Here is a 24,250-nt window from a genome sequence, read left to right as displayed (position 1 = left end):
ACCATGCACGTGCTGCCGGACGCGCTGATGGGCGACGCCCGCGGCCTCGTCCGCTACGTCCGTGAGCACGGCGTGGACTTCGTCGACATCCCGCCGTCCTTCCTCGACCTCGTGCTGGAGGAGGGCCTGCTGGCCGGGGCGCACCGGCCGGCCGTCGTCGCGACCGGCGCCGAGGCGATCGGGCCCGGGCTGTGGGAGCGGCTGGCCGCGGAGGCGACGGCGCCGATCAACTTCTACGGCCCCACCGAATGCACGGTCGACGCCCTGTTCACGCCGATCGAGGCCGGCCGCGCCCCGCACATCGGCCGGCCAGTGGCGGGCACGACCGCGACCGTACTGGACGCCTTCCTGCGCCCCGTCGCCACTGGCGCGCCCGGGGAGCTGTACGTCGGCGGCGCCGGGCTGGCCCGTGGCTACCTGGACCGGCCCGGCCTCACCGCGGAACGGTTCGTGGCCGGGCCCGGGGGCGAGCGGCTATACCGCACCGGTGACCTGGCCCGCCCGCTCGCCGACGGCACGGTCGAGTACCTCGGCCGGGCGGACGACCAGGTCAAGATCCGCGGCTTCCGGGTGGAGCTCGGTGAGGTCGAGGCCGCGCTGGGCGTACATCCCGGGGTGCTCCAGGCCGTCGCGCTCGTCCGCGGCGGGCGGCTGGTCGGCTACGTCGTCGGCGAGGTGGACGCCGCATCGGTGCGGGAGACGGTCGCCGCGCGGCTGCCGGCGCACATGGTGCCCGCCGCCGTGGTCCGCCTCGACGCGCTGCCTATGACCCCCAACGGCAAACTCGACCGCCGGGCGCTGCCCGAGCCGGCGCGGGAGTCCGTGGGCCGGGCGGCGGGCACCCCGACCGAGCGCGTGCTGGCCCGGCTGTTCGCACACGTGCTCGGCACGGACGGGGTCGGTGCCGACGAGTCGTTCTTCGACCTCGGCGGCCACTCGCTCGTCGCCGTCCGCCTGGTCTCGCGAATCCGGGCCGAACTCGGCGCCGACCTCTCGGTGCGGGCGGTGTTCGACCATCCGAGCGTCGCGGAGCTGGCCGCCGTGGTCGACAAGGCGGGCGACGGGGCGGCCCGCGCCGCGCTGGTACCCCGCCCGCGGCCGGAGATCCTGCCGCTGTCGTTCGCGCAACAGCGGCTGTGGTTCCTCGACCAGATGGAGGGTCCGTCCGCGGCGTACGTGCTGCCGTTCGCGATCCGGCTGTCCGGTCCTGCGGATGTTGACGCGCTGCGGGCCGCCCTGGCCGACGTCGTCGGCCGCCACGAAAGCCTGCGGACGGTGTTCCCGTCCACGGACGGCACGCCGCGCCAGGAGATCCTGACGGACCCGGCCGTGCCCCTGCCCGTCGTCGACACCGACGACCTCGACGCGTCCCTCGCCGAGGACGCCCAGCACACCTTCGCGCTGGACCGGGACCTGCCGATCCGGCTGCGCCTGCTGCGCGACGGGGACGGCTGGGTGCTCTCCCTCGCGCTGCACCACATCGCGGCCGACGAGTGGTCCGGGGAGCGTCTGCTGGCCGACCTCGACGCGGCCTACACCGCGCGGGTCGCCGGTGAGGCGCCGAAGTGGGCGCCGCTGCCGGTGCAATACGCCGACTACACCCTCTGGCAACGGGAGCAACTCGGCGCGGAGGATGATCCGCGGTCGGTGCTGGCCCGCCAGGTCGCCTACTGGCGCGAGCGGCTGGCCGGGCTGCCGGAGGAGCAGGCCCTGCACACCGACCGCCCGCGCGGCGACACCCCCTCGCACCGCGGTTTCACGGTGGAGGCCACCGTCGCGGCGGCCGACGTCGCCGCCCTGGACCGGCTCGCCGTCGAGACCGGGACGACGCCGTTCATTGTCACGCAGGCCGCGGTCGCGCTGTGGCTGCACGCGCACGGCGTCGGCGACGACGTCGTCCTGGGCACGCCGGTGGCGGGCCGCACCGACGTCGCGCTCGATGATCTCGTCGGGTTCTTCGTGAATACGCTGGTGCTGCGCACGGACCTGTCGGGCGACCCGACCCTGCGCGCGGTGCTCGCCCGCGCCCGGGAGGCGGCGCTGGGCGCCTACGCCCACCAGGAACTGCCGTTCGAGCGCCTCGTCGAGCTGCTGAACCCGCCCCGCTCGGGCGGCCGGCACCCGCTGTTCCAGACGAGCGTGATCCACACCGCGGGGGCGGCGGACGGCATCCGGCTCGGCGGGCTGGAACTGACCGAGGTCCGTACGACCTGGGGCACCGCGCGTTTCGACCTGAGCGTCGACACCCTCGCCGGCTCTGCCGGAGAACCGCTGACCCTCGCCGTGACGTTCAGCGAGGACCTTTTCGACCGGGCGACCGGCGAGGCGATGACCGCACGGCTGGCCCGGGTCTTCGCGGCGCTGGCCGCCGACCCGGACGTGCGGGTCAGTGGGCTCGACGCCCGCACGGACGCGGAGCGGGTGCCCACCCCCCTGGCCGCCGCCCCGGCCGTGCCGGACCGGACGCTGTGGCAACTGTTCACCGCCACCGCCGCCGCCCAAGCCGACAACGCCGCGCTGACCGGCCCGGACGGCGTCTCGCTCAGCTACGGCGACCTGCGTGAGCGGGCCGAGCGCCTCGGCCGCAGGCTGGCGGCAGCCGGTGTCGGCCCGGGGTCACGGGTCGCCCTGCTGCTGCCCCGCACCGCCGACCTCGTCGTCGCCGTTCTCGCGGTGACGGCGGCGGGCGCGGCCTACGTGCCGATCGACCCGGCCTACCCCGCGGAGCGGATCGCGTTCATCCTCGGCGACGCCGCCCCCGCGGCGGTGCTGGTCACCGACGCGACCCGCGCCGTCGGCCCCGCCGACGCGATCGTCCTGGACAGGGGCGACGTCGCGGAGGCGGAGCTGCGCAAGGCCGACCCGGACAGCACCGCCTACGTGATCTACACGTCCGGTTCCACCGGCACGCCGAAGGGCGTCGAGGTGAGCCACCACAACGTGGTCGCGCTGCTGGCCGGCATCGAGAGCCTGTTCGACTTCACCGCCGACGACGTGTGGACGCTGTTCCACTCGGCCTCGTTCGATTTCTCGGTGTGGGAGATGTGGGGCCCGCTGACCACGGGCGGACGGCTCGTCGTCGTCGACCACGACGTTGCCCGCGATCCGTCGCGCTTCCTCGCGGTGCTCGACCGGGAGGGCGTCACGGTCCTCAACCAGACCCCCACGGCGTTCCGTTCGCTCGACGCGCTCGACGCGACCGGGGACCTCGCGCCCGCGCTGCGCTACGTGATCTTCGGCGGCGAGGCCCTTGACCCGTCCACCCTGGCCGGCTGGGAGCGGCGCAGGCCCGACGCGCGCGCCGTGAACATGTACGGGATCACCGAGACGACGGTGCACGTCACCTACCACGAGGTCAGGGCGGACGAAGGCGGCAGCCCGGTCGGGTCGGCCATCCCCGGCCTGCGCGTGCACCTGCTCGACGAGGCGTTGCGTGCGGTCCCGCCGGGCGTCCCCGGCGAGATCTACGTGTCCGGGCCGCAGCTCGCCCAGGGTTACCTATGGCGCGCCGGCCTCACCGCGGCCCGGTTCGTCGCCGGACCCGGCGGGGAGCGCCTCTACCGCTCCGGGGACCGCGGCCGGATCCGCCCCGACGGCGGGCTCGACCACCTCGGCCGGGCGGACGACCAGGTCAAGATCCGCGGGTTCCGGATCGAACCCGGCGAGATCGCGGCCGTGCTCGCCCAGCACCCCGGCGTGGCGCAGGCGGTGGTCGTCGCCGCACCCGATCCGGCCGGCGCGCTCCGGCTCGTCGGGTACGTCGTGCCGCGCGTCGAGCCGGACCCGGCCGGGCTGCGCGGCTGGGTCGCCGATCGGCTGCCGGCGCACATGGTGCCCGCCGCGTTCGTCACCCTGCCCGCGCTGCCGCTCACGTCGAACGGCAAGCTCGACCGCAGCGCCCTGCCCGAACCGGTGACGCAGTCCAGCGTGAGCCGGGCGCCCTCGTCGGCCACCGAGATCGCCGTGGCCGGATTGTTCGCGCAGTTGCTGGGAGCGGACGCGGTCGGGGCCGAGGACTCGTTCTTCGACCTCGGCGGGCACTCGCTCGTCGCCACCCGGCTGGTCTCGCGGATCCGCGCCGAACTCGGCGCCAACCTGTCCGTGCGCGCGGTCTTCGACACGCCGACGGTCCGCGGCCTCGCCGCACAGGTCGACGCCGGGTCGGGCGGCGCGCCCGGGGCGTTGACCCGCCGCGAGCGCCCGGCGACGGTGCCGCTGTCGTACGCCCAGCAGCGGCTGTGGTTCCTCGACCAGTTCGACGGCGCCTCGGCGGCCTACGTGCTGCCGTTCGCGATCCGGCTGACCGGCCCGGTCGACGTCGCGGCGCTGCGGGCCGCGGTGCGCGACGTGGTCGGCCGGCACGAGAGCCTGCGCACCGTCGTCCCCTCCACCGGCGGCGTCGCGCGCCAGGAGATCCTGCCGCCGGACGCAGTCTCCGTCCCGGTTGTCGATCTCGCCGACGAGGAGTTGGAGGCGGCACTGGTCGCGGCCTCCGGACACCACTTCGCGCTGGCCACCGAGCCGCCCGTGTGGCCGCAGGTGCTGCGCCTGCCGGGTGGCGACGTCGTGCTCTCCCTCGCGGTGCACCACATCGCGGCGGACGAGTGGTCGGGGGAGCGGCTGCTGGCGGACCTGGACACCGCCTACCGTGCGCGGACCGCCGGCGGGACTCCACAGTGGACACCGTTGCCCGTGCAGTACGCGGACTACACGCTCTGGCAACGCGAGCAGCTCGGGGCCGAGGACGATCCCGACTCGGCGCTGACCCGCCAGGTCGCCTACTGGCGCACGGCCCTCGCCGGGCTGCCCGACGAGGTGCCGCTGCCGACCGACCGCCCGCGGCCCCTGGTCGCCTCGCACCGCGGCACGACGGTCGCCTTCACGGTCGACCCGGTCGTGGCCGCGCCGCTGACCCGGTTGGCGCGGGAGGCGGGAGCTACGGCGTTCATGCTGACGCAGGCCGCGGTCGCGGTCTGGCTGAACGTCCACGGCGCCGGCCCTGACGTGCCGCTCGGGTCGCCGGTCGCGGGCCGGACGGACGTGGCGCTCGACGACCTCGTCGGGTTCTTCGTGAACACGCTGGTCCTGCGCACCGACCTGTCCGGCGACCCGACGCTGCGCGAGATCGTGGGCCGGGCGCGGGAGGCCGCGCTGGGCGCGTACGCCCACCAGGACCTGCCGTTCGAGCGGCTCGTCGAGATCCTCGACCCGCCGCGCGGGATCGACCGGCATCCGCTGTTCCAGACGAGCATCGTGCACCGCGCGGGCGGCGCGGCGGTGACCTCGCTGGGCGGGCGGCCCGCGCGGCAACTGCACGCGGAGCTGGACACCGCGAAGTTCGACGTCGCCGTGGACCTGGCCGAGAACGCCGCCGGTGGGCTCGACGGCGCCGTCACCTTCGCCGCGGACCTGTTCGACCGTGGCACCGCAGAGGCGATGACGGCCCGGCTCGCCCAGGTCTTCGTAATCCTCGCGGCGGACCCGGACCGACGCCTGAGCCGCGTCGACCTGCACGGCCCGGACTCACCGACCGCCGGTGGCCTGGCCGTGCCGAGTGCCGGCAGCCCGGTCGAGCCGGACGCCGGTGCCCTGGCCGTGCCGAGCGCCGGCAACCCGGCCCAGCCGGACGTCAGCGTCCCGGCCGTCCCGGCGTTGAGTCTCGTCGACCTGTTCCGCCGGGCGGCGGACGCACACCCCGACCGGGTCGCGGTCACCGGCCCCGACGGCCCGGCGCTGTCCTACGCCGATCTCCGCGACCGCGCCGACCGGCTCGCCCGTGTCCTGCGCTCGCGGGGGGTGCGGCCCGGGGACCGGGTCGCGCTGCTGCTCCCGCGCACCGCGGACCTGCTCGTCGCCGTCCTCGGGGTGGCCGCCGCAGGTGCGGCCTACGTGCCGATCGACCCGGACTACCCGGCCGAGCGGATCGCGTTCACCCTGACCGACGCCGCCCCCGCCGCGGTGCTGGCCACCGGGGAGACCCGTGCGGTCGCCCCTGCGGGCGCGTTCCTCCTCGACGGCTCCGACGCGCCGGGGGAGGAACTGCCCGCCGTCGACCCGCAATCCGCGGCGTACGTGATCTACACGTCCGGTTCGACCGGCACCCCGAAGGGCGTGGAGGTGAGCCACCGCAACGTCGTCGCGCTGCTGGCGGGCACTAAGGACCTGTTCGACTTCACCGCCGACGACGTGTGGACGCTGTTCCACTCGGCGGCGTTCGACTTCTCGGTGTGGGAGATGTGGGCGCCGCTCACGGCCGGCGGCCGGGTGGTCGTCGTCGGTCGCGAGGTCACCCGCGATCCGGAGCGGTTCGGCGCGCTGCTCGCCCGTGAGCGGGTCACCGTCCTCAACCAGACCCCGACGGCCTTCGCGGTCCTCGCCGCGACCGACGCCGCGCTGCCCACGCTCCGGTACGTGATCTTCGGCGGCGAGGCCCTCGACCCGCTGACGGTGCAGGGGTGGGCCCGGCGGCACCCGCAGGTCGTCCTCGTCAACATGTACGGGATCACCGAGACGACGGTGCACGTCACGCACCATCCCGTCGCGCCGGGCGCGTCCGGCAGCCCCATCGGCGGCCCGGTCCCGGGCCTGCGGGTCGAACTGCTCGACGAACTGCTCCGGCCGGTGCCGCCGGGCGTCCCCGGCGAGATGTACGTCTCCGGCCCGCAGGTCACCCGCGCCTACCACGGCCGGCCGGGCCTCACCGCGACCCGGTTCGTCGCGGGCCCGGACGGCGGGCGCCGGTATCGCTCCGGTGACCTCGCCCGGATGCGGGAGCACGGTCTCGACTACCTCGGCCGCGCGGACGACCAGGTCAAGATCCGCGGGTTCCGGATCGAGCCCGGCGAGATCGCCGCCGTGCTTGCCGGGCACCCCGCGGTGACGCAGGCGGCGGTGATCGTCCGCGAGGACACCCCGGGCGCCCGCCAGCTCGTCGGATACCTCGTCGGTGGCGCGGGGGAGGACCTGCGGGCCTGGGCCGCGGCCCGGCTGCCCGAGCACATGGTGCCCGCGGTGACGGTCCACCTCGACCGGCTGCCGCTGACCGCCAACGGCAAGCTCGACCGCCGTGCCCTGCCGGCCCCCGTGCGGGAGCGCACCGGCCGGGCCGCCGACACCCCTGTCGAGGAGCGGCTCGCCGCGATCTTCTGCGAGGTGCTGGGCCTGGCGGCGGTCGGGGCGGACGACTCGTTCTTCGAACTGGGCGGCGACTCGATCGTCTCCATCCAGCTCGTCGCGCAGGCCCGTGACCGGGGCATCGCGATCACCCCGCGGGACGTGTTCGAACGCCGTACCGTCGCCGCCCTCGCGCAGGTCGCCACCGTCGCCACCGGGACGGCCGAGCCGGAGGGCGCCGGTGTCGGCGCCGTCCCGGCGACGCCGATCATGCGCAGGTTCCTGGACGCGCCGGTGTCGGCGACGCGGTTCTGCCAGGCCGCCCTGCTCACGGCCCCGGCCGGCACCCGCCGCGAGGACGTGGTCGCCGCGGTGCAGGCCGTCGTCGACCGGCACGACCTGTTGCGGGCCCGCCTGGCCGGCGACGCCCTGGAGGTCCCGGCGCCGGGAGCCCCCGTCGGGCCGCTGGTACGCCGGGTCGCGCTCGACGGCGTTGCGGTGGGCACGCCCTGGACCGCGCAGCCGGTCTGGCCGCGCGTCGAGGCCGAACTGGAGGCCGCCGCAGACCGCCTCGACCCGGCCGCGGGCCGGATGGTCCAGGCCGTGTTCCTCGACGGTGGGGCCGCCGGCGGGCGCGTGCTGGTGGTCGTCCACCATCTCGTCGTCGACGGGGTGTCCTGGCGGATCCTGGTGCCGGACCTCGTCGCCGCGGCGGCGGGAGCGCTTCTCGCCCCGGTCGGGACGTCCTTCCGTACCTGGGCCCGAGGTCTCGCCGCGGCGGACCGGACGGCCGAACTGCCGTACTGGCGCGACGTGCTCGCCGACTCGGAGGAGCCGCTGGGGCGCCGGGCGTTCGACCCGGCGCGGGACACCGTCGCCACCACCCGCGACGTCGAGGTCCGGGTGCCGGTCGACGTCACCCGGGCCGTGCTGACAGCGGTACCGGAGGCGTTCTACGGCACCGTGGACGACGTCCTGCTGGCCGCGCTCGGCACCGCGGTCGCGCAGTGGCGGCCCGGCCGCGGGTCCGTGCTCGTCGAGCTGGAGGGCCACGGCCGGCAGGAGGAGGCCGTGCCCGGCGTCGAACTGTCCCGCACGGTCGGCTGGTTCACCACGGCCCATCCGGTCCGGCTGGACCTGGCCGACGTGGACCCGGTGGACGTCCTCGACGGCGGCGCCGGGGTCGGCCAGGTCGTGAAGCGCGTCAAGGAGGGTCTGCGGTCGGTCCCGGGCCACGGCCTGGGCTACGGGCTGCTGCGGCACGTGCACGGCGAACTCGACGGCCTCGCGGTCCCGCAGCTCGGGTTCAACTACCTCGGCCGCTTCGGCGCCGGGGAGGCGGCGGCACCGGAGGCCACCGGTTGGGCGGAGGCGCCGGAGCTGGCCGGCTTCGGCGGCACCACCGATCCGCGGCTGCCCGCGGCGAACGTCCTCGACGTCAACGCGGTCACTGAGGACGGGCCGGACGGCCCTGTGCTCTGCGCGACCTGGACCTATCCGACGGGCCTGCTCGACGACGACGGGGTGCGGACGCTTGCGCATCTGTGGGTGAGGGCACTGGTCGCGTTCGCCGCACACGTAGCGGCCGGGCACGGCGGCGGTCACACGCCGTCCGACATGGCGCTGGTCGACCTCGACCAGGCCGATCTCGACGAGCTGGAAGCAGAGTGGGGAACATCGTGAACGCACCGGTCCGGAAGTCCCGTATCGAGGAGGTCCTCCCGCTCTCCCCGCTGCAGGAAGGACTGCTCCACCACGCGCTGCGGGCCGCCGAGGACGGCACCGCCGACGTCTACACCGCCCAGCTCGTGCTGGACCTCGACGGTGCGGTCGACGCCGGGCGGCTGCGCCGGGCTGGGCAGGCGCTCCTGGAGCGGCACGCGAACCTGCGCACGGCGTTCACCCACCAGAAGTCGGGACCGGTGCAGATCGTCCTGCGCGAGCTCGCCCTGCCGTTCGCCGTCGTCGACGTGACGGGCGAGGCCGATCCCGAGGCGGCCTGCGCGCGGGCCCTCGACGCCGCCCGCGCCGAGCCGTTCGACCCGGCGCGCCCGCCCCTGATCCGGCTGCTGCTTGTGCGACTCGGCGCGGACCGACACCGGCTGGCGATCACCAACCACCACATCCTGCTCGACGGATGGTCGACGCCGCTGCTGGTCGGCGACCTCCTCGCGCTGTACGAGTCCGACGGCGACGCGGCCGGGCTGCCGCGCGTCCGCCCGTTCCGTGACTATCTGGCCTGGCTCGCGGGCCAGGACCGGGACGCGTCCCTGCGGGCCTGGGCCGGGGCGCTCGACGGCGTCGAGGCGTGCGTGGTCGCCTCCGTGCACCGCGACGGCGCGCCGGACCGGGCGGAGATCCCGCTGGCCCCGGGGACCGTCGCCGGGCTGCTCCGGCTCGCCTCGGCCACCGGCGTCACGCTCAACACCGTCGTCCAGGTGGCGTGGGCACTGCTGCTCGGCCACACCACCGGCCGCCGCGACGTGGTCTTCGGCGCGACGGTCTCCGGCCGCCCTCCGCAGGTTTCTGGCGTGGAGTCGATGGTCGGGCTATTCATCAACACCGTGCCGGTGCGGGTGGACCTGAACCCCGCGGAGCCGCTCGACGCGCTGCTGCGGCGGGTGCAGGTCGAACAGGTCGCCCTGCTCGACCACCACTATCTCAACCTCGCCGACGTGCAGCGCACCGCCGGCAAACGGGAGCTGTTCGACACCCTCGCCGTGTTCGAGTCCTACCCGGTCGACACCGGCGCGCTCGACGAGAGCCGCCTCGCCGTCCGCGCCGTCGAGGGCCGCGACGCCACGCACTACCCGCTCACCCTGCTCGCCCATCCCGACAACGGTCTGGAACTGGCGATCGCGCACCGCGTCCCGGACGCGACGATCGAGGGGCTGCGCCGCCGCTTCGGCCGGATCCTGCGCACCCTCGCCGAGGCCCCGGCCACGCGCGTCGGCAGCCTGCCGGTGCTCGACGGCGGCGAGCGTGCGGCCCTGCTCGACGTCCCGAACCGGACCGCGTCGGGAGAACCCGCGGGCACCCTCGCGGCAGCCCTGGAGGCCCACGACCAGGGGCGCACGGCCGTCGTCGCCGGGGACGTCCGGCTGACCTACGGCGAACTGGATGCGCGGGCCAACCGGCTCGCCCGGCTGCTCGTCGCGCGCGGGATCGGGCCCGAGGATCTCGTCGCCGTCGCCCTGCCGCGCACGCCCGAACTGGTCGTCGCCGTCCTCGCCGTGATCCGGGCCGGCGCCGCCTACCTGCCCGTCGACCCGCGCTACCCCGCGGACCGGATCCGGCTCGTCCTCGACCACGCCCGCCCGACGGCGGTGCTCACGCGCGCCGGGGTGGCGCTGCCCGTCCACGCGGCGTCGGTCGTCCGGCCCGACGACCCGGCCCTGGCCGGGCTCTCCGCGGAGCCGCTCACCGACGCCGACCGGGTGCGCCCGCTCGACCCCGCCCACCCGGCCTACGTCATCTTCACGTCCGGCTCGACGGGCGTGCCGAAGGGCGTGGTCATCCCGCAGGCCAACGTCGTGCGGCTGGTGGACTGGGCCGCCGCGCGGCTCGGTGCGGGGGCGCTGGAGCACACGGTGTTCTCGACGTCGCTGAGCTTCGACGTGTCGGTGTTCGAGCTGTTCGCGCCGCTGCGGGCCGGCGGCACCCTGGAGATCGTCGACGACGTGCTCGCCGCCCCGGACGTGGCGGACCCGTCCCTCGTCTCCGGCGTGCCGACCGCCGTCGAGACGCTGCTCATGGACGCCCAGCTGCGCGCGCGGAACGTTGTGCTGGCCGGCGAGGCGGCCCCCCGAGGGCTGGTCCACGCCCTGCAGCGCCACGCCGTGGTGCACAACTTCTACGGCCCCACCGAGACGACGGTGTACAGCACCGCGCACCGCACCCGGCCCGGGGACACCGGTCCGGTGCCGATCGGCACGCCGGCCTGCGACACCACCGCGTACGTCCTCGACGCCGCGCTGCGCCCGGTCCCGGCCGGCGTCGCGGGGGAACTCTATCTGGGCGGACTGCAGCTGGCCCGCGGCTACCTGCGCCGCCCCGGGCTGACCGCGGGCCGGTTCGTCGCGAACCCGTTCGGTGGCGGGCGCCTGTACCGCACCGGCGACCTCGCCCGCTGGCACGGCGGCGAACTGGAGTACCTGGGCCGCACCGACGACCAGGTGAAGGTGCGCGGCTTCCGCATCGAGCCCGGCGAGGTCACCGCCGCGTTGCTGGCCCGTGGCGCCACGGGCGCCGCGACGATCGTGCGCACGGACTCGCCGGGCGGCCCCGAGATCGTGTCCTATGTGGTGGGTCCGGCCGACGCCAGCCGGCTGCGCGCCGAACTCGCCGAGCGGCTGCCGGAACACATGGTGCCGGCCGCGGTCGTGGTGCTCGACGCCCTGCCGACGACGCCCAACGGCAAGCTCGACCGGGGCCGCCTGCCGGCCCCCGAGCGCGTCGGTGCGAGCGTCTCCCGCCGTCCCGCGACACCGCAGGAGCAGGCGCTCTGTGACCTGTTCGGCGAGACGCTCGGGACGCCGGTCAGCCTCGACGACTCCTTCTTCGCCCTCGGCGGCCATTCGCTGCTGGCGACGCGGCTGGTCGCCCGGATCCGGAAAGTTCTGGACCTCCGGATCCCCGTCCGTGCGGTGTTCGACGCCCCGACCCCGGCTCGCCTGGCCGCACTGATCTGCGCGACCGAACCCGTCGCCGCCCCCGCCACCTCCACCGGCGCGGTGCCGCCCGCTGCCCCGGCGACCTCCACCGACGTGTCGCGGCGGCTCCCGCTGGTCGCGCGGGAGCGGCCGGCCGAGCCGCCGCTGTCGTTCGCGCAGCAGCGGCTGTGGTTCCTCTACCGCCTGGAAGGGCCGGGCTCCACCTACTCGATCCCGTCCGCCGCGCGGCTGCCACGCGGCACGGACACCGCGGCGCTGGCCGCCGCCGTGCGCGACGTCGTCGACCGCCACGAGAGCCTCCGGACGGTCTTCCCGGACCGGGACGGCGTTGCCTACCAGCGCATCCTCCACGAGTGGACCCTCGACGTCCCGGTCGTCGACCTCCCGGCCGACGGGCTGGAGGCCGCTCTCGCCGAGGACGCCGACACCCCGTTCGCACTGGAACGGGACCTGCCGGTGCGGGCCCGGGTCCTGCGCCTGCCGGACGGGGAGTTGGTGCTGTCGATCGTCGTGCACCACATCGCCGGCGACGAGTGGTCCACCACCCCGCTGCTCGCCGACCTGGGCGAGGCGTACGCCGCGCGGGCCGGTGGTCGGGCGCCCGCGTGGGCCCCGCTGCCGGTGCAGTACGCGGACTACACGCTCTGGCAGCGCGACATCCTCGGCACCGAGGACGACCCGCGCAGCCTCGTCTCCCGCCAGCTCGCCCACTGGCGGACGGCCCTCGACGGGCTGCCCGTCGAGATCCCGGTCCCCCGGGACCGTCCCCGCCCGGCGGTGCCGACCGGTCGCGGCGGCACTGCGCCGTTCACCGTGTCCGAACCGGTCGCGCGGGCGTTGCGGGCGCTGGCCGCCGACGCCGGGGTGAGCCCGTTCATCCTGGCCCAGACCGCCGTCGCGGTCGTGCTGCACAAGCTCGGCGCCGGCCCGGACATCCCGCTGGGCACCCCGGTCGCGGGCCGCCCCGACGAGGCCCTCGACGACCTCGTCGGCTTCTTCGTCAACACCCTCGTGCTGCGCACCGACCTCTCCGGCGACCCGACTCTGCGCGAGGTGCTCGGCCGGGCCCGCGAGACGGCCCTTGCCGCCTACGCCCACCAGGACGTCCCGTTCGAGCGGGTGGTCGACGTCATGGCGCCGGAACGGGCGCTGAACCGGCACCCGCTGTTCCAGACCATGGTCACCTACCAGGTCGCCGAGAACCCGACCGCCGGCGCCCTCGACGCCGAGGCACTGAGCGTCGAACTGCGCACCTCGAAGTTCGACATGAGCGTGGACTTCGTCGAGGACGCGGGAACGGTCGGCGGCACCGTCAACTACGCCCTTGACCTCTTCGACGCGCAGACCGCGACCCGCTTCGCCGACCGGGTCGTGCGGGTGCTCACCGCCTTTGCCGAGCAGCCCGACGCGGCGCTGCGCACGGTCGAGGTGACCACTCCGGCAGAGCGGTACGAGGTGGTTCACGCGTGGAATGACACGGCGGTGGGGTGTGTGGGGGAGTCGTTGCCTGCGTTGGTGGGGGAGTGGGTGCGGCGGTGTCCGGGTGCGTTGGCGGTGGTGGATGGTGGGGTGCGGTTGAGTTTTGCGGAGTTGGATGTGCGGGCGGCGTCGGTGGCGTCGCGGTTGGTGGCGGTGGGTGTGGGGCCGGAGCAGGTGGTGGGGGTGTGTGTGGAGCGGTCGGCGGATTTGGTGGTGGCGTTGTTGGGGGTGTTGAAGGCGGGGGCGGCGTTTGTGCCGGTGGAGCCGTCGTGGCCGGTGGCGCGGCGGGTGCAGGTGTGTGGGTCGGCGGGTGTGGTGGCGGTGGTGGCTGCGGATCCGGTGGTGGGGGCGGATCTGGGGGTTGTGGTGGTGGCTGTGGATGGTCTGCCGGTGTCGGGGTGGGTGGATGTGCCGGTGGATGCTGAGGGTTTGGCGTATGTGATGTTCACGTCGGGTTCGACGGGTGTGCCGAAGGGGGCGATGATTCGGCATTCGGCTATTTGTGCGCGGTTGCGGTGGCAGCAGGGCGGGTCGATGTTGGGGTTCGGGCCGGGAGATGCGGCGTTGTTCAAGGCGCCGATGGGTTTCGACATTTCGGTGAACGAGATTTTCTTGCCGCTGGCCTCCGGTGGTGCGGTGGTGGTGGCGGAGCCGGGTGGTGAGCGGGACGCGGAGTATCTGCTTGATCTGGTGGTGCGTGAGCGGGTCACGTTCGTGTATGTGGTGTCGTCGATGTTGGACATGTGGTTGCAGATGCCGGCGGTGGGTGCGGCGGCGGCGGTGTTGAAGCACGTGTGGTGTGGTGGCGAGGTGCTGACGCCGGAGTTGTTCGATCGGTTCCGTGCGGTGTTCCCGGCGGTGATGTATCACGGCTATGGGCCGGCGGAGGCGACGATCGGGGTGTCGCACGTGTCGTATCGAGGTGGTCAGCGGCGGGATCGGATCTCGATCGGGGTGCCGAATCCGAACACGCGGATGTATGTGTTGGACGCGGGTTTGGTGCCGGTGCCGCCGGGTGTGGTGGGTGAGTTGTATTGCGGTGGTCTGCCGTTGGGTCGCGGTTATGTGAACGCGCCGGGATTGACGGCGTCGCGGTTTGTGGCTGACCCGTTCGGTGGTGGGCGGTTGTACCGCACCGGTGACCTGGCCCGGTGGACCAGTGATGGGCTGCTGGAGTTCGTCGGCCGGGCCGACTATCAGGTGAAGATCCGTGGGATGCGGGTGGAGTTGGAGGAGATCGAAGCCGTGCTGGCCCAGCACCCGGCGGTGCGTCAGGCGGTGGTGACCGTGCACGGCAATGCGGTGCATGCCTACACCGTCGGTGATCCTGTTGACGTGTCGGGTTGGGCCAGGCAGCGTTTGCCGGAGCACATGGTGCCGGCGTCGGTCACGGTGCTGGATGCGTTCCCGTTGATGGCCTCGGGCAAAGTCGACCGGAAGGCGCTCCCCGCCCCGGTCACCACCCCGGCCGGTGGCAGGGCCGCCGCGACCGTCACCGAGGTACTGGTCGCCGGGCTGGTGGGGCAGGTTCTCGGCCTTGACACGGTCGACACGGACGCGTCGTTCTTCGCCCTCGGCGGAGACTCCATCATCGTCATCCAACTCGTAGCCCGCGCGCGGGCAGCAGGCCTCATCCTGTCCCCACGCGATGTGTTCGACCACAAGACCGTCACCGCACTCGCCCGACTCCTCGACGAACGTGCCCCCGCCGCCGGGCCGACGACGCTCGCCCACCGGGAACTGGTCACGGTCGCTCCCGGTGACCTCGCCTGCTGGCGCCGCGCGTACCCGGGGCTCACCGAGGTGTGGCCGCTCTCCCCGCTCCAGCGTGGCCTGCACTTCCACGCGGCGCTGCACAGCGAGGACATCTACGTCGCGCAGACCGTTCTGGACCTCGAAGGCCCGCTCGACGCGCAGCGCCTGCGCACAGCGGCGACCCGACTCGTCGAGCGCCATCCCGTGCTGCGGACGGCCTTCGTCGAAAACGTGGACGGCACTCCCGTCCAACTCGTAATCGATGGCGTGGCGCCGGAGTTCACCGTCACGGACGATCCGGAGGCGGAGAACCGGGAACGGCTGCGCCCGTTCGACCTGGACGCGCCGCCGCTGGTCCGGTTCGTGCTGATCCGCCGCGCGGCCGGACCCCGCCTGGTGATCACCAACCACCACATCGTGCTCGACGGCTGGTCCACCCCGCTGCTGGTCCGTGACCTGCTGGACCTGTACGCGGGCGTGCCCGCCGCGGAGCCGCCGTCGTACCGCGGATACCTGGCGTGGCTCGCAGACCAGGACGTCGAGGCGTCCCGACAGGCGTGGCGGCACGCGTTGCGCACCGCGGAAGAGTCCACCCTGCTGCTGCCCGGGGCGGCCGAGCAGCCGACGGTGCCCGTCGGGGTGTCGGTCGACCTCGACGCCGCCCGTACCGCCACGCTCACCACGCTCGCCCGTGGCCGCGGCGTCACCCTCAGCACCGTTCTCCAGACCGCGTGGGCGGTCCTGCTCGGCGGGCTGACCGGTCGCACGGCGGTCACCTTCGGCACCACGGTCGCGGGCCGGCCCCCGGCGCTGCCCGGCGTCGAGGACATGATCGGGCTGTTCATCAACACCGTCCCCGTCCACGTCGCGCTCGCGCCCGCCGAGACCGTCGGTGCGCTCCTGGAGCGGGTGCAGACCGAGCAGGCCGCCCTGCTCGACCACCAGTACCTGGGTCTCGCCGACATCACCCGGGTGAGCCCGGTCGGCGGCGGCGAGCTGTTCGACACCCTCACCGTGGTCGAGTCGTACCCGCTCGATGAGGAGGCCATCGGGGCCGCCGAGAGCGCGTCCGGCCTGCGCCTGGCCGACGTGGAGGGGCGCGACGCCACCCACTACCCGGTCGTCCTGGTGATCCGGCCCGGCGAGCGGCTCGGCCTGGAGGTCAAATACCGGCCCGACGTGCTCTGCGCCGCCGACGCCCGCCTGCTGCTCACCCGCCTCGACCGCGTGCTCGCGACGATGACCGGGAAGCCGGAGTCCCCCGTCGGGCGCATCGACGTGCTGACCGCCGCCGAGCGCGAGTCAGTGGTTCACGCGTGGAATGACACGGCGGTGGGGTGTGTGGGGGAGTCGTTGCCTGCGTTGGTGGGGGAGTGGGTGCGGCGGTGTCCGGGTGCGTTGGCGGTGGTGGATGGTGGGGTGCGGTTGAGTTTTGCGGAGTTGGATGTGCGGGCGGCGTCGGTGGCGTCGCGGTTGGTGGCGGTGGGTGTGGGGCCGGAGCAGGTGGTGGGGGTGTGTGTGGAGCGGTCGGCGGATTTGGTGGTGGCGTTGTTGGGGGTGTTGAAGGCGGGGGCGGCGTTTGTGCCGGTGGAGCCGTCGTGGCCGGTGGCGCGGCGGGTGCAGGTGTGTGGGTCGGCGGGTGTGGTGGCGGTGGTGGCTGCGGATCCGGTGGTGGGGGCGGATCTGGGGGTTGTGGTGGTGGCTGTGGATGGTCTGCCGGTGTCGGGGTGGGTGGATGTGCCGGTGGATGCTGAGGGTTTGGCGTATGTGATGTTCACGTCGGGTTCGACGGGTGTGCCGAAGGGGGCGATGATTCGGCATTCGGCTATTTGTGCGCGGTTGCGGTGGCAGCAGGGCGGGTCGATGTTGGGGTTCGGGCCGGGAGATGCGGCGTTGTTCAAGGCGCCGATGGGTTTCGACATTTCGGTGAACGAGATTTTCTTGCCGCTGGCCTCCGGTGGTGCGGTGGTGGTGGCGGAGCCGGGTGGTGAGCGGGACGCGGAGTATCTGCTTGATCTGGTGGTGCGTGAGCGGGTCACGTTCGTGTATGTGGTGTCGTCGATGTTGGACATGTGGTTGCAGATGCCGGCGGTGGGTGCGGCGGCGGCGGTGTTGAAGCACGTGTGGTGTGGTGGCGAGGTGCTGACGCCGGAGTTGTTCGATCGGTTCCGTGCGGTGTTCCCGGCGGTGATGTATCACGGCTATGGGCCGGCGGAGGCGACGATCGGGGTGTCGCACGTGTCGTATCGAGGTGGTCAGCGGCGGGATCGGATCTCGATCGGGGTGCCGAATCCGAACACGCGGATGTATGTGTTGGACGCGGGTTTGGTGCCGGTGCCGCCGGGTGTGGTGGGTGAGTTGTATTGCGGTGGTCTGCCGTTGGGTCGCGGTTATGTGAACGCGCCGGGATTGACGGCGTCGCGGTTTGTGGCTGACCCGTTCGGTGGTGGGCGGTTGTACCGCACCGGTGACCTGGCCCGGTGGACCAGTGATGGGCTGCTGGAGTTCGTCGGCCGGGCCGACTATCAGGTGAAGATCCGTGGGATGCGGGTGGAGTTGGAGGAGATCGAAGCCGTGCTGGCCCAGCACCCGGCGGTGCGTCAGGCGGTGGTGACCGTGCACGGCAATGCGGTGCATGCCTACACCGTCGGTGATCCTGTTGACGTGTCGGGTTGGGCCAGGCAGCGTTTGCCGGAGCACATGGTGCCGGCGTCGGTCACGGTGCTGGATGCGTTCCCGTTGATGGCCTCGGGCAAAGTCGACCGGAAGGCGCTCCCCGCCCCGGTCACCACCCCGGCCGGTGGCAGGGCCGCCGCGACCGTCACCGAGGTACTGGTCGCCGGGCTGGTGGGGCAGGTTCTCGGCCTTGACACGGTCGACACGGACGCGTCGTTCTTCGCCCTCGGCGGAGACTCCATCATCGTCATCCAACTCGTAGCCCGCGCGCGGGCAGCAGGCCTCATCCTGTCCCCACGCGATGTGTTCGACCACAAGACCGTCACCGCACTCGCCCGACTCCTCGACGAACGTCCCACCCAGGCACCGGCCCGCGGCGCCGAGGTCGACGCGCCTGGCACCGGGCGGATCCCGATCACCCCGATCGTCGCCGAGATGGTCGGGCGCGGCACCGAGTTCCGGCGGTTCTCCCAGGCCGTGCTGCTCGCCACCCCGACCGGCACCACCCGCGCCCACGTCGCCGCCGCGCTCGGCGCCGTCATCGACCGGCACGACGTCCTCCGCGGCCGGCTGCGCCGCTCGGGCGACGAATGGGTCTTCACCGCCTCTGCGGCCGGAACCGTCTCCGCGGAATCGGTGCTGCGCCACGTGCCCGTGCCCGGCATCGAGGGTGAGGAGTTCCGCGCCACCGTCGCGGCCGAGTTCGACGCCGCCGCCGACCGCCTCGACCCGGCCGCCGGCACGGTCCTGCAAGCGGTCTGGTTCAACGGCCCCGACCGCGGCCGGCTCCTCATGCTCGCCCACCACCTCGTCGTCGACGGGGTCTCGTGGCGCATCCTCGTGCCCGACCTGATCGCCGCGGGGGAGCAGGCCCGGGCCGGGACCGCGCCGGACCTGGCGTCGGTGGGGACATCGTTCCGCGGCTGGGCCCTGGGACTCACCGCCGCCGACCGCGAGGCCGAACGGCCGTTCTGGGAACAGGTGCTCGCCGGGCCGGATCCGCTGCTCGGCGCGCGTCTGCTCGACCCCGCCCGTGACCTTGTCGGCACCGCCGAGGAGATTGAGGTGGCGTTGCCCACGGCGGTCACCGAGGCGGTCCTGACCCGGGTGCCGGCGGCCTTCCGCGCCGGCGTCGAGGACATCCTGCTGACCGCGCTCGGGCTCGCTGTCGTCGAGCACCGGGCCGCGGGCGGCACCCCGGCGCCGTCGGTGCTGGTCGGGCTGGAGGGGCACGGCCGCGAGGAGTCCGCCGTGCCGGGCGCCGACCTGTCCCGGACCGTCGGCTGGTTCACCACCGTGTACCCGGCCCGGCTCGACCTCGACGGGATCGACCCGACCGACGGGGCGGCGGCCGCCGCCCGGGTCAAGGAGCAGCTGCGTGCCGTCCCGGACCGCGGCATCGGGTTCGGGCTGCTGCGCCCGCCCCTGCACGCGGCCCCCCAGATCCGCTTCAACTACCTCGGGCGCTTCGACACCGCCGGCCACGCGGGCGGAGGGGACCGTTGGGACACCGCCGACGAGTTCGGCGCCCTCGGCGGCGCGGTCGACGACGGCACCCCGGTCTCCGCGGCACTCGACATCAACGCCATCGTGGAGGCCGGCCCTGACGGGCCCGTCCTGCGCGCCTCCTGGGCCTACGCCAGCGGCGTGCTCTCCGCGACCGAGGTGCAGGCGCTCGCCGACCGCTGGATCGCGGCGCTCACCCGGCTCGGCGGGATCACGCGGGGCCGGCTCACCCCGTCCGACGTGCTCGCCCCGGTCACCCAGGAGCAGCTCGACACCTGGCAGCGCGACCGGCCCGGCCTGGTTGACGTGTGGCCGCTGTCCCCGTTGCAGGAGGGTCTGCACTTCCACGCGACCTTCGACGGCGGCGGCACGGGCGAGGATGTCTACCTCGCCCAGACGGTCCTCGACATCGACGGCCCGCTCGACCCGGACCGGATGCGGGCCGCTGCCGAGGCGCTGCTGCGCAGACACCCCAACCTGGGCGCGGCGTTCGTGCACGGCCGCGACGGCCGTCCCGCACAACTCGTGCAGGACGATTTCCGGCCCGAGATCGTCGTCGTCGACCTGCGGGCGGACCCCGACGGCGCCGAGGAGCGGGTGCGCGAGGACCGGCGGCGGCCCTTCGACATGACCCAGGCCCCGCTGCTCCGGTTCACCCTGATGATCCTAGGTGGGGACCGGCACCGGCTGCTCGTCACCAACCACCACATCCTGCTCGACGGATGGTCGCTGCCACTGGTCGTGCGGGACCTGTTCGACCTCTACGCCGGCACCGCCGGCCCGCCGCCCCGGCCGTTCCGCGACCACCTCGCGCGGCTGGCCACGCTCGACCCGGCCGCCACCTACGCGGCCTGGGACGAGGCGCTCGACGGCTTCGACCACCCGACCCGGCTCGCGACGCCGGGCGGCGGCCCCGCCGAGTCGCTCACCGTCGAGCTGCCCGCCGGGCCGGTCACGGCGCTGGCCCGCGCCGAGGGTGTCACCCTCAACACGGTCGTGCAGCTCGCGTGGGGGTTGGTGCTCGGGGTCCACACGGGACGCGACGACGTCGTGTTCGGCACGACGGTGTCCGGCCGGCCGCCCGCGCTCACCGGCGCCGAGGAGATGATCGGACTCTTCATCAACACCGTCCCCGTGCGGGTCCGGTCCCGGGCCGGCGCGACCCTGCGGGAACTGCTGCGCAGGTTGCAGGCGGAGCAGGCCGCGCTGCTGGACCACCAGCACCTCGGCCTCGCGGAGATCACCGCCCGGACCGGGCACCCCGAGCTGTTCGACACGCTGCTGGTCTTCGAGTCGTACCCGGTCGACGGCGCGGACGTCACCCGGGCGCAGGAGGCCGGCGGGCTGTTGACGTCCGGGGTGGACGTGCGCGACGCCACCCATTACCCGTTGACGCTGGTGGTGACCCCGGTCGACGACGGCCTGCGGCTGGAGATGGTCCACCGGCCGGGCGTGCTCGGCGCCGGCACCGCGGCGGCGCTGCTGGGCCGGCTGCACCGGGCGCTCGACGCGCTGACCGACCCGGATTCGCCCGTCGCCGCGCTGGACCTGCTCGAACCGGAGGAGCGCCGCGCCCTCGCGGACACCGGCCACCGCACCGGCGCCGCGCCCGACACCCTTCCCGGCCTGGTCACCGCCCAGGCGGCCCGCACGCCCGACGCCGTCGCGGTGGTCGACGGCGGGCGGGAGGTCACCTACCGCGACCTGACTGCGAGCGCCCACCGCCTGGCCCGCCATCTCGCCGACGCCGGGATCGCAGCGGAGGACGTCGTCGGGCTCGCGCTCCCGCGGACCGCGGACCTCGTCGTCGCCGTCCTCGGCGTGCTGGCCAGCGGCGCGGCGTACCTGCCGATCGACCTGGCATACCCCCCGGACCGGATCGCTTTCGTGCTGGCCGACGCCCGGCCCTCGGCGGTGATCACCCTGTGCGGCACGGACACCGCGCTGCCCCAGGAGACCCGCCGGATCGTGCTCGACGATCCCGCGACAGCCGCGGCACTGGCCGCACGGGACGGCTCGCCGCTCACCGACATCGACCGGGCACGCAACCTCGACCCGGACCACCCCGCGTACGTGATCTACACGTCGGGCTCGACCGGAGTGCCCAAGGGCGTGCCCGTCCCGCACCGCGGCGCGGTCGGGCTGGTCCGGTGGACGGTCGCCGAGCTGGGCGCCGAACGCCTGCGCCGCACCGTGTTCTCCACGTCGCTCAACTTCGACGTCTCGGTGTTCGAACTGTTCGCCCCGCTCAGCACCGGCGGCGCGATCGGGATCGTCCCGGACGTGCTGCACGCCGCGACGGCCTTCGCCGACGGGGCGGCGACGCTGTTGTCGGGCGTGCCCTCCGCCGTCGACGCGCTGGTCGTCGACGGCGCGGACACCCTGCCGCCGACGCTGGTCCTGGCCGGCGAGGCGCTGCCGCGGGCGCTGGCCGACGCGCTGGGATCCCGTGCGGTCTTCAACCTGTACGGCCCCACCGAGGCCACCGTCTACGCCACGCACCACCGCGTGCGGGCCGGCGAGCGTGGGCCCGTCCCGATCGGGCGGCCGGGGGCGGACACGGACGCGCTCGTGCTCGACGCGGCCCTGCGCCGGACCCCGCCGGGCGCGGTCGGCGAGCTGTACCTCGCCGGTGACCAGTTGGCCCGCGGCTACCACGGGCGCGCCGGGCTCACGGCGGGCCGGTTCGTGGCGAATCCCTTCGGCTTGCCGGGGGAGCGGCTCTACCGCACCGGTGACCTGGCCCGCTGGACGCACGCGGGTGAGCTGGAGTACGTCGGGCGGGCCGACGACCAGGTCAAGGTCCGCGGCTACCGGATCGAGCCCGGCGAGATCGAGTCGACGCTGCGCGCCCATCCGGCGGTCTCCCGCGCCGTGGTGGTGATCGCCGAGCAGACCATCCTGGCATACGCGGTGGCGGCGGCGACCGGCGCCGAACTGCGGGCACACCTGGCGCGGACCCTGCCGGCCCACATGGTGCCCGCGCAGGTCGTCGTCCTCGACGCGTTCCCGTTGACCCCCAACGGAAAGCTCGACCGTCGCGCGCTTCCGGCTCCCGACCGGGTCAGCGGGACGGCGGCCCCGACGCCGGCCGAGCTCCCGCTGTGCGCGCTGTTCGCCGAGGTGCTGGGAGTCGCGCAGGTCGGCCCGGAGGACTCGTTCTTCGAGTTCGGCGGGCACTCGCTGCTGGCGGTGCGGCTCGCCGCCCGGCTGCGGGCGGAGACCGGCCGACAGGTCTCGGCGAAGGTGCTGTTCGAACACCCGACCCCGCGGGCGCTGCGGTCCCGCCTCGACGGTGGGGCGCCGCCAGGACTGGCACCGGTGCTGACCCTGCGTCGCGGGACCGGGCCGGCGTTGTTCTGCCTGCCCCCGGCAGTCGGCTTCGGCTGGACCTACGCCCGGCTGCTGCCACATCTGTCCACCGACATGCCGGTGCACGCGTTGCAGGACCCGGTCGGGCGTTCCGGCCGGACTGCCTGGGACAGCGCCGACAGCTACGCCGAGGAGATCCGCCGGATCCAGCCGCACGGCCCGTACCGGCTGCTCGGCTGGTCCTTCGGGGCCGCACTGGCCCACCTCGTGGCAGCGCGGCTGACCGAAGCGGGGGAGCGGGTGCCCGTCGTCGTCATGCTCGACGGTTACCCGTTGCCCGAGCGGCCCTCCGGCGCCGAGGAGCCGCTCAGCGAATCCGACGCGGTGTACGGCCTGCTGGCCTTCACCGGCCACGAGCCCCCCGAGCGGCCCACCGTCGACGACGCTCTGGCAGCGGCCGCAGCGGAGTCGAGTGTGCTGCACGGGCTGGGGCGCCACGAGATCGCCGCGCTCGTCGAGAGGCTGCGGACCCTCGGAGAGATCCCGCTGGGCGGCCCGCTTCCGCACGTCGACACGGCGGTGCTGTTCCTCGCCGCGACGGAGGGGGACCGGGACCCGCGCCACCGCGCGCAGGACTGGGCCCCGCTCGTCGCCGGCGCGGTGCGCGTGCGCGACATCCCCACCACCCACCTCGGTCTGCTGACCGAGGAGACCCTGCGCGCCACCGGCCCGCTGATCCGTGCCGCACTGGATGCGGCCGACACCGAGGAGAACTGATGCGAGTTGTGGCGTTCGGCTACATGACCTGGGGTCGCCGGACCATCGAGGCGGTCCTCGCCGCCGGGCACGAGGTGCCGCTGATCGTCACCCACCCGGACAGCGACAACGCCTACGAGAAGATCTTCAACGAGTCCGTGGCCGAACTCGCCGCGGACTACGGCATCCCCGTGCTGGTGCGCAACCGGGCCACCGACGACGAGGTCAAGGCCGCCATCGCCGCCGCCGAGGCCGACATCATGATCGTCTCCAACTGGCGGACCTGGCTGCCGCCGGAGGTCTACTCGATCCCGCGGCTGGGCACCCTGAACGTGCACGACGCACTGCTCCCGGCCTACGCGGGCTTTGCCCCGCTCAACTGGGCGCTGATCAACGACGAGCCCGAGGTCGGCGTCACCGCCCACATGATGAACTCGGAGTTCGACGCGGGGGACGTCGTCCTCCAGCGCTCCACGGCGATCACCGACGACGACACCATCGTCGAGCTGTTCGACCGCACCCTGGCGATGTTCGGCCCGATCACGGTCGACGCGCTGGCGCTCATCGACTCCGGTCGTCGGGACTGGGCGCCCCAGGACCGCCGCGCCGCCTCCTACTTCCACCGCCGCACCGAGGAGGAGAACCGGATCGACTTCACCTGGAGCGCCCGGGAGCTGTTCAACCTCGTCCGGGCGCAGGTGGACCCGTACCCGAACGCCTTCTGTTACCACGGCGCCACCCGGCTGCGTATCCTGGCCGCTCGCGAGACGGAGAAGACCTACGGCGGAACGCCCGGCCGCATCTTCATCCGGGACGGGTCCGGCGTCGTGATCGTGGTCGGGGCCGACGCCCGCCGGGGCCGCAACACCGGCCTGCGGATCGACCGGGTCCGCCTCGACGACGGTACCGAGCTCGACGCCGTCGAGTACTTCCCGCACATGGGTGGCTACCTCACCTCCCACCCCGTCGCGGGGGCCTGA

General features: G+C 74.0%; 3 protein-coding genes (1 of these 3 running past the window's edge). All 3 read left to right on the top strand.

What is annotated here, in order from left to right; translation table 11 throughout:
* Tightly spaced (each overlapping or abutting the next), the 3 genes in view from ACQPY0_RS41065 to ACQPY0_RS41055 form a layout consistent with a single transcriptional unit that may run on beyond the window.
* A protein-coding gene (locus ACQPY0_RS41065) for an amino acid adenylation domain-containing protein (protein WP_432973710.1) crosses the window boundary here: on the top strand, positions 1 to 8,796 show its end. The gene continues 9,546 nt to the left of window position 1, outside the view; the window shows 8,796 of its 18,342 coding nt (coding positions 9,547-18,342); its start codon lies beyond the left edge, outside the window; the stop codon is at positions 8,794 to 8,796.
* Positions 8,793 to 23,291 (top strand): amino acid adenylation domain-containing protein, encoded by a 14,499-nt coding sequence (locus tag ACQPY0_RS41060; protein ID WP_432973708.1) that lies wholly within the window; start codon positions 8,793 to 8,795, stop codon positions 23,289 to 23,291. The genes ACQPY0_RS41065 and ACQPY0_RS41060 overlap by 4 nt, the downstream gene beginning before the upstream one ends.
* The gene (locus ACQPY0_RS41055; RefSeq protein ID WP_432973706.1) at positions 23,291 to 24,250 is read left to right on the top strand and encodes a methionyl-tRNA formyltransferase; all 960 of its coding nucleotides are present in this window, start codon (positions 23,291 to 23,293) and stop codon (positions 24,248 to 24,250) included. Before ACQPY0_RS41060 ends, ACQPY0_RS41055 begins: the two co-directional genes overlap by 1 nt.

Origin of the sequence: Dactylosporangium sp. CA-233914 (genome assembly GCF_050942935.1) — a bacterium.
Lineage (GTDB): Bacteria > Actinomycetota > Actinomycetes > Mycobacteriales > Micromonosporaceae > Dactylosporangium.
The sequence above is the reverse complement of the archived record's forward strand: the minus strand, read 5'-3'. Positions and strand labels throughout refer to the sequence as shown.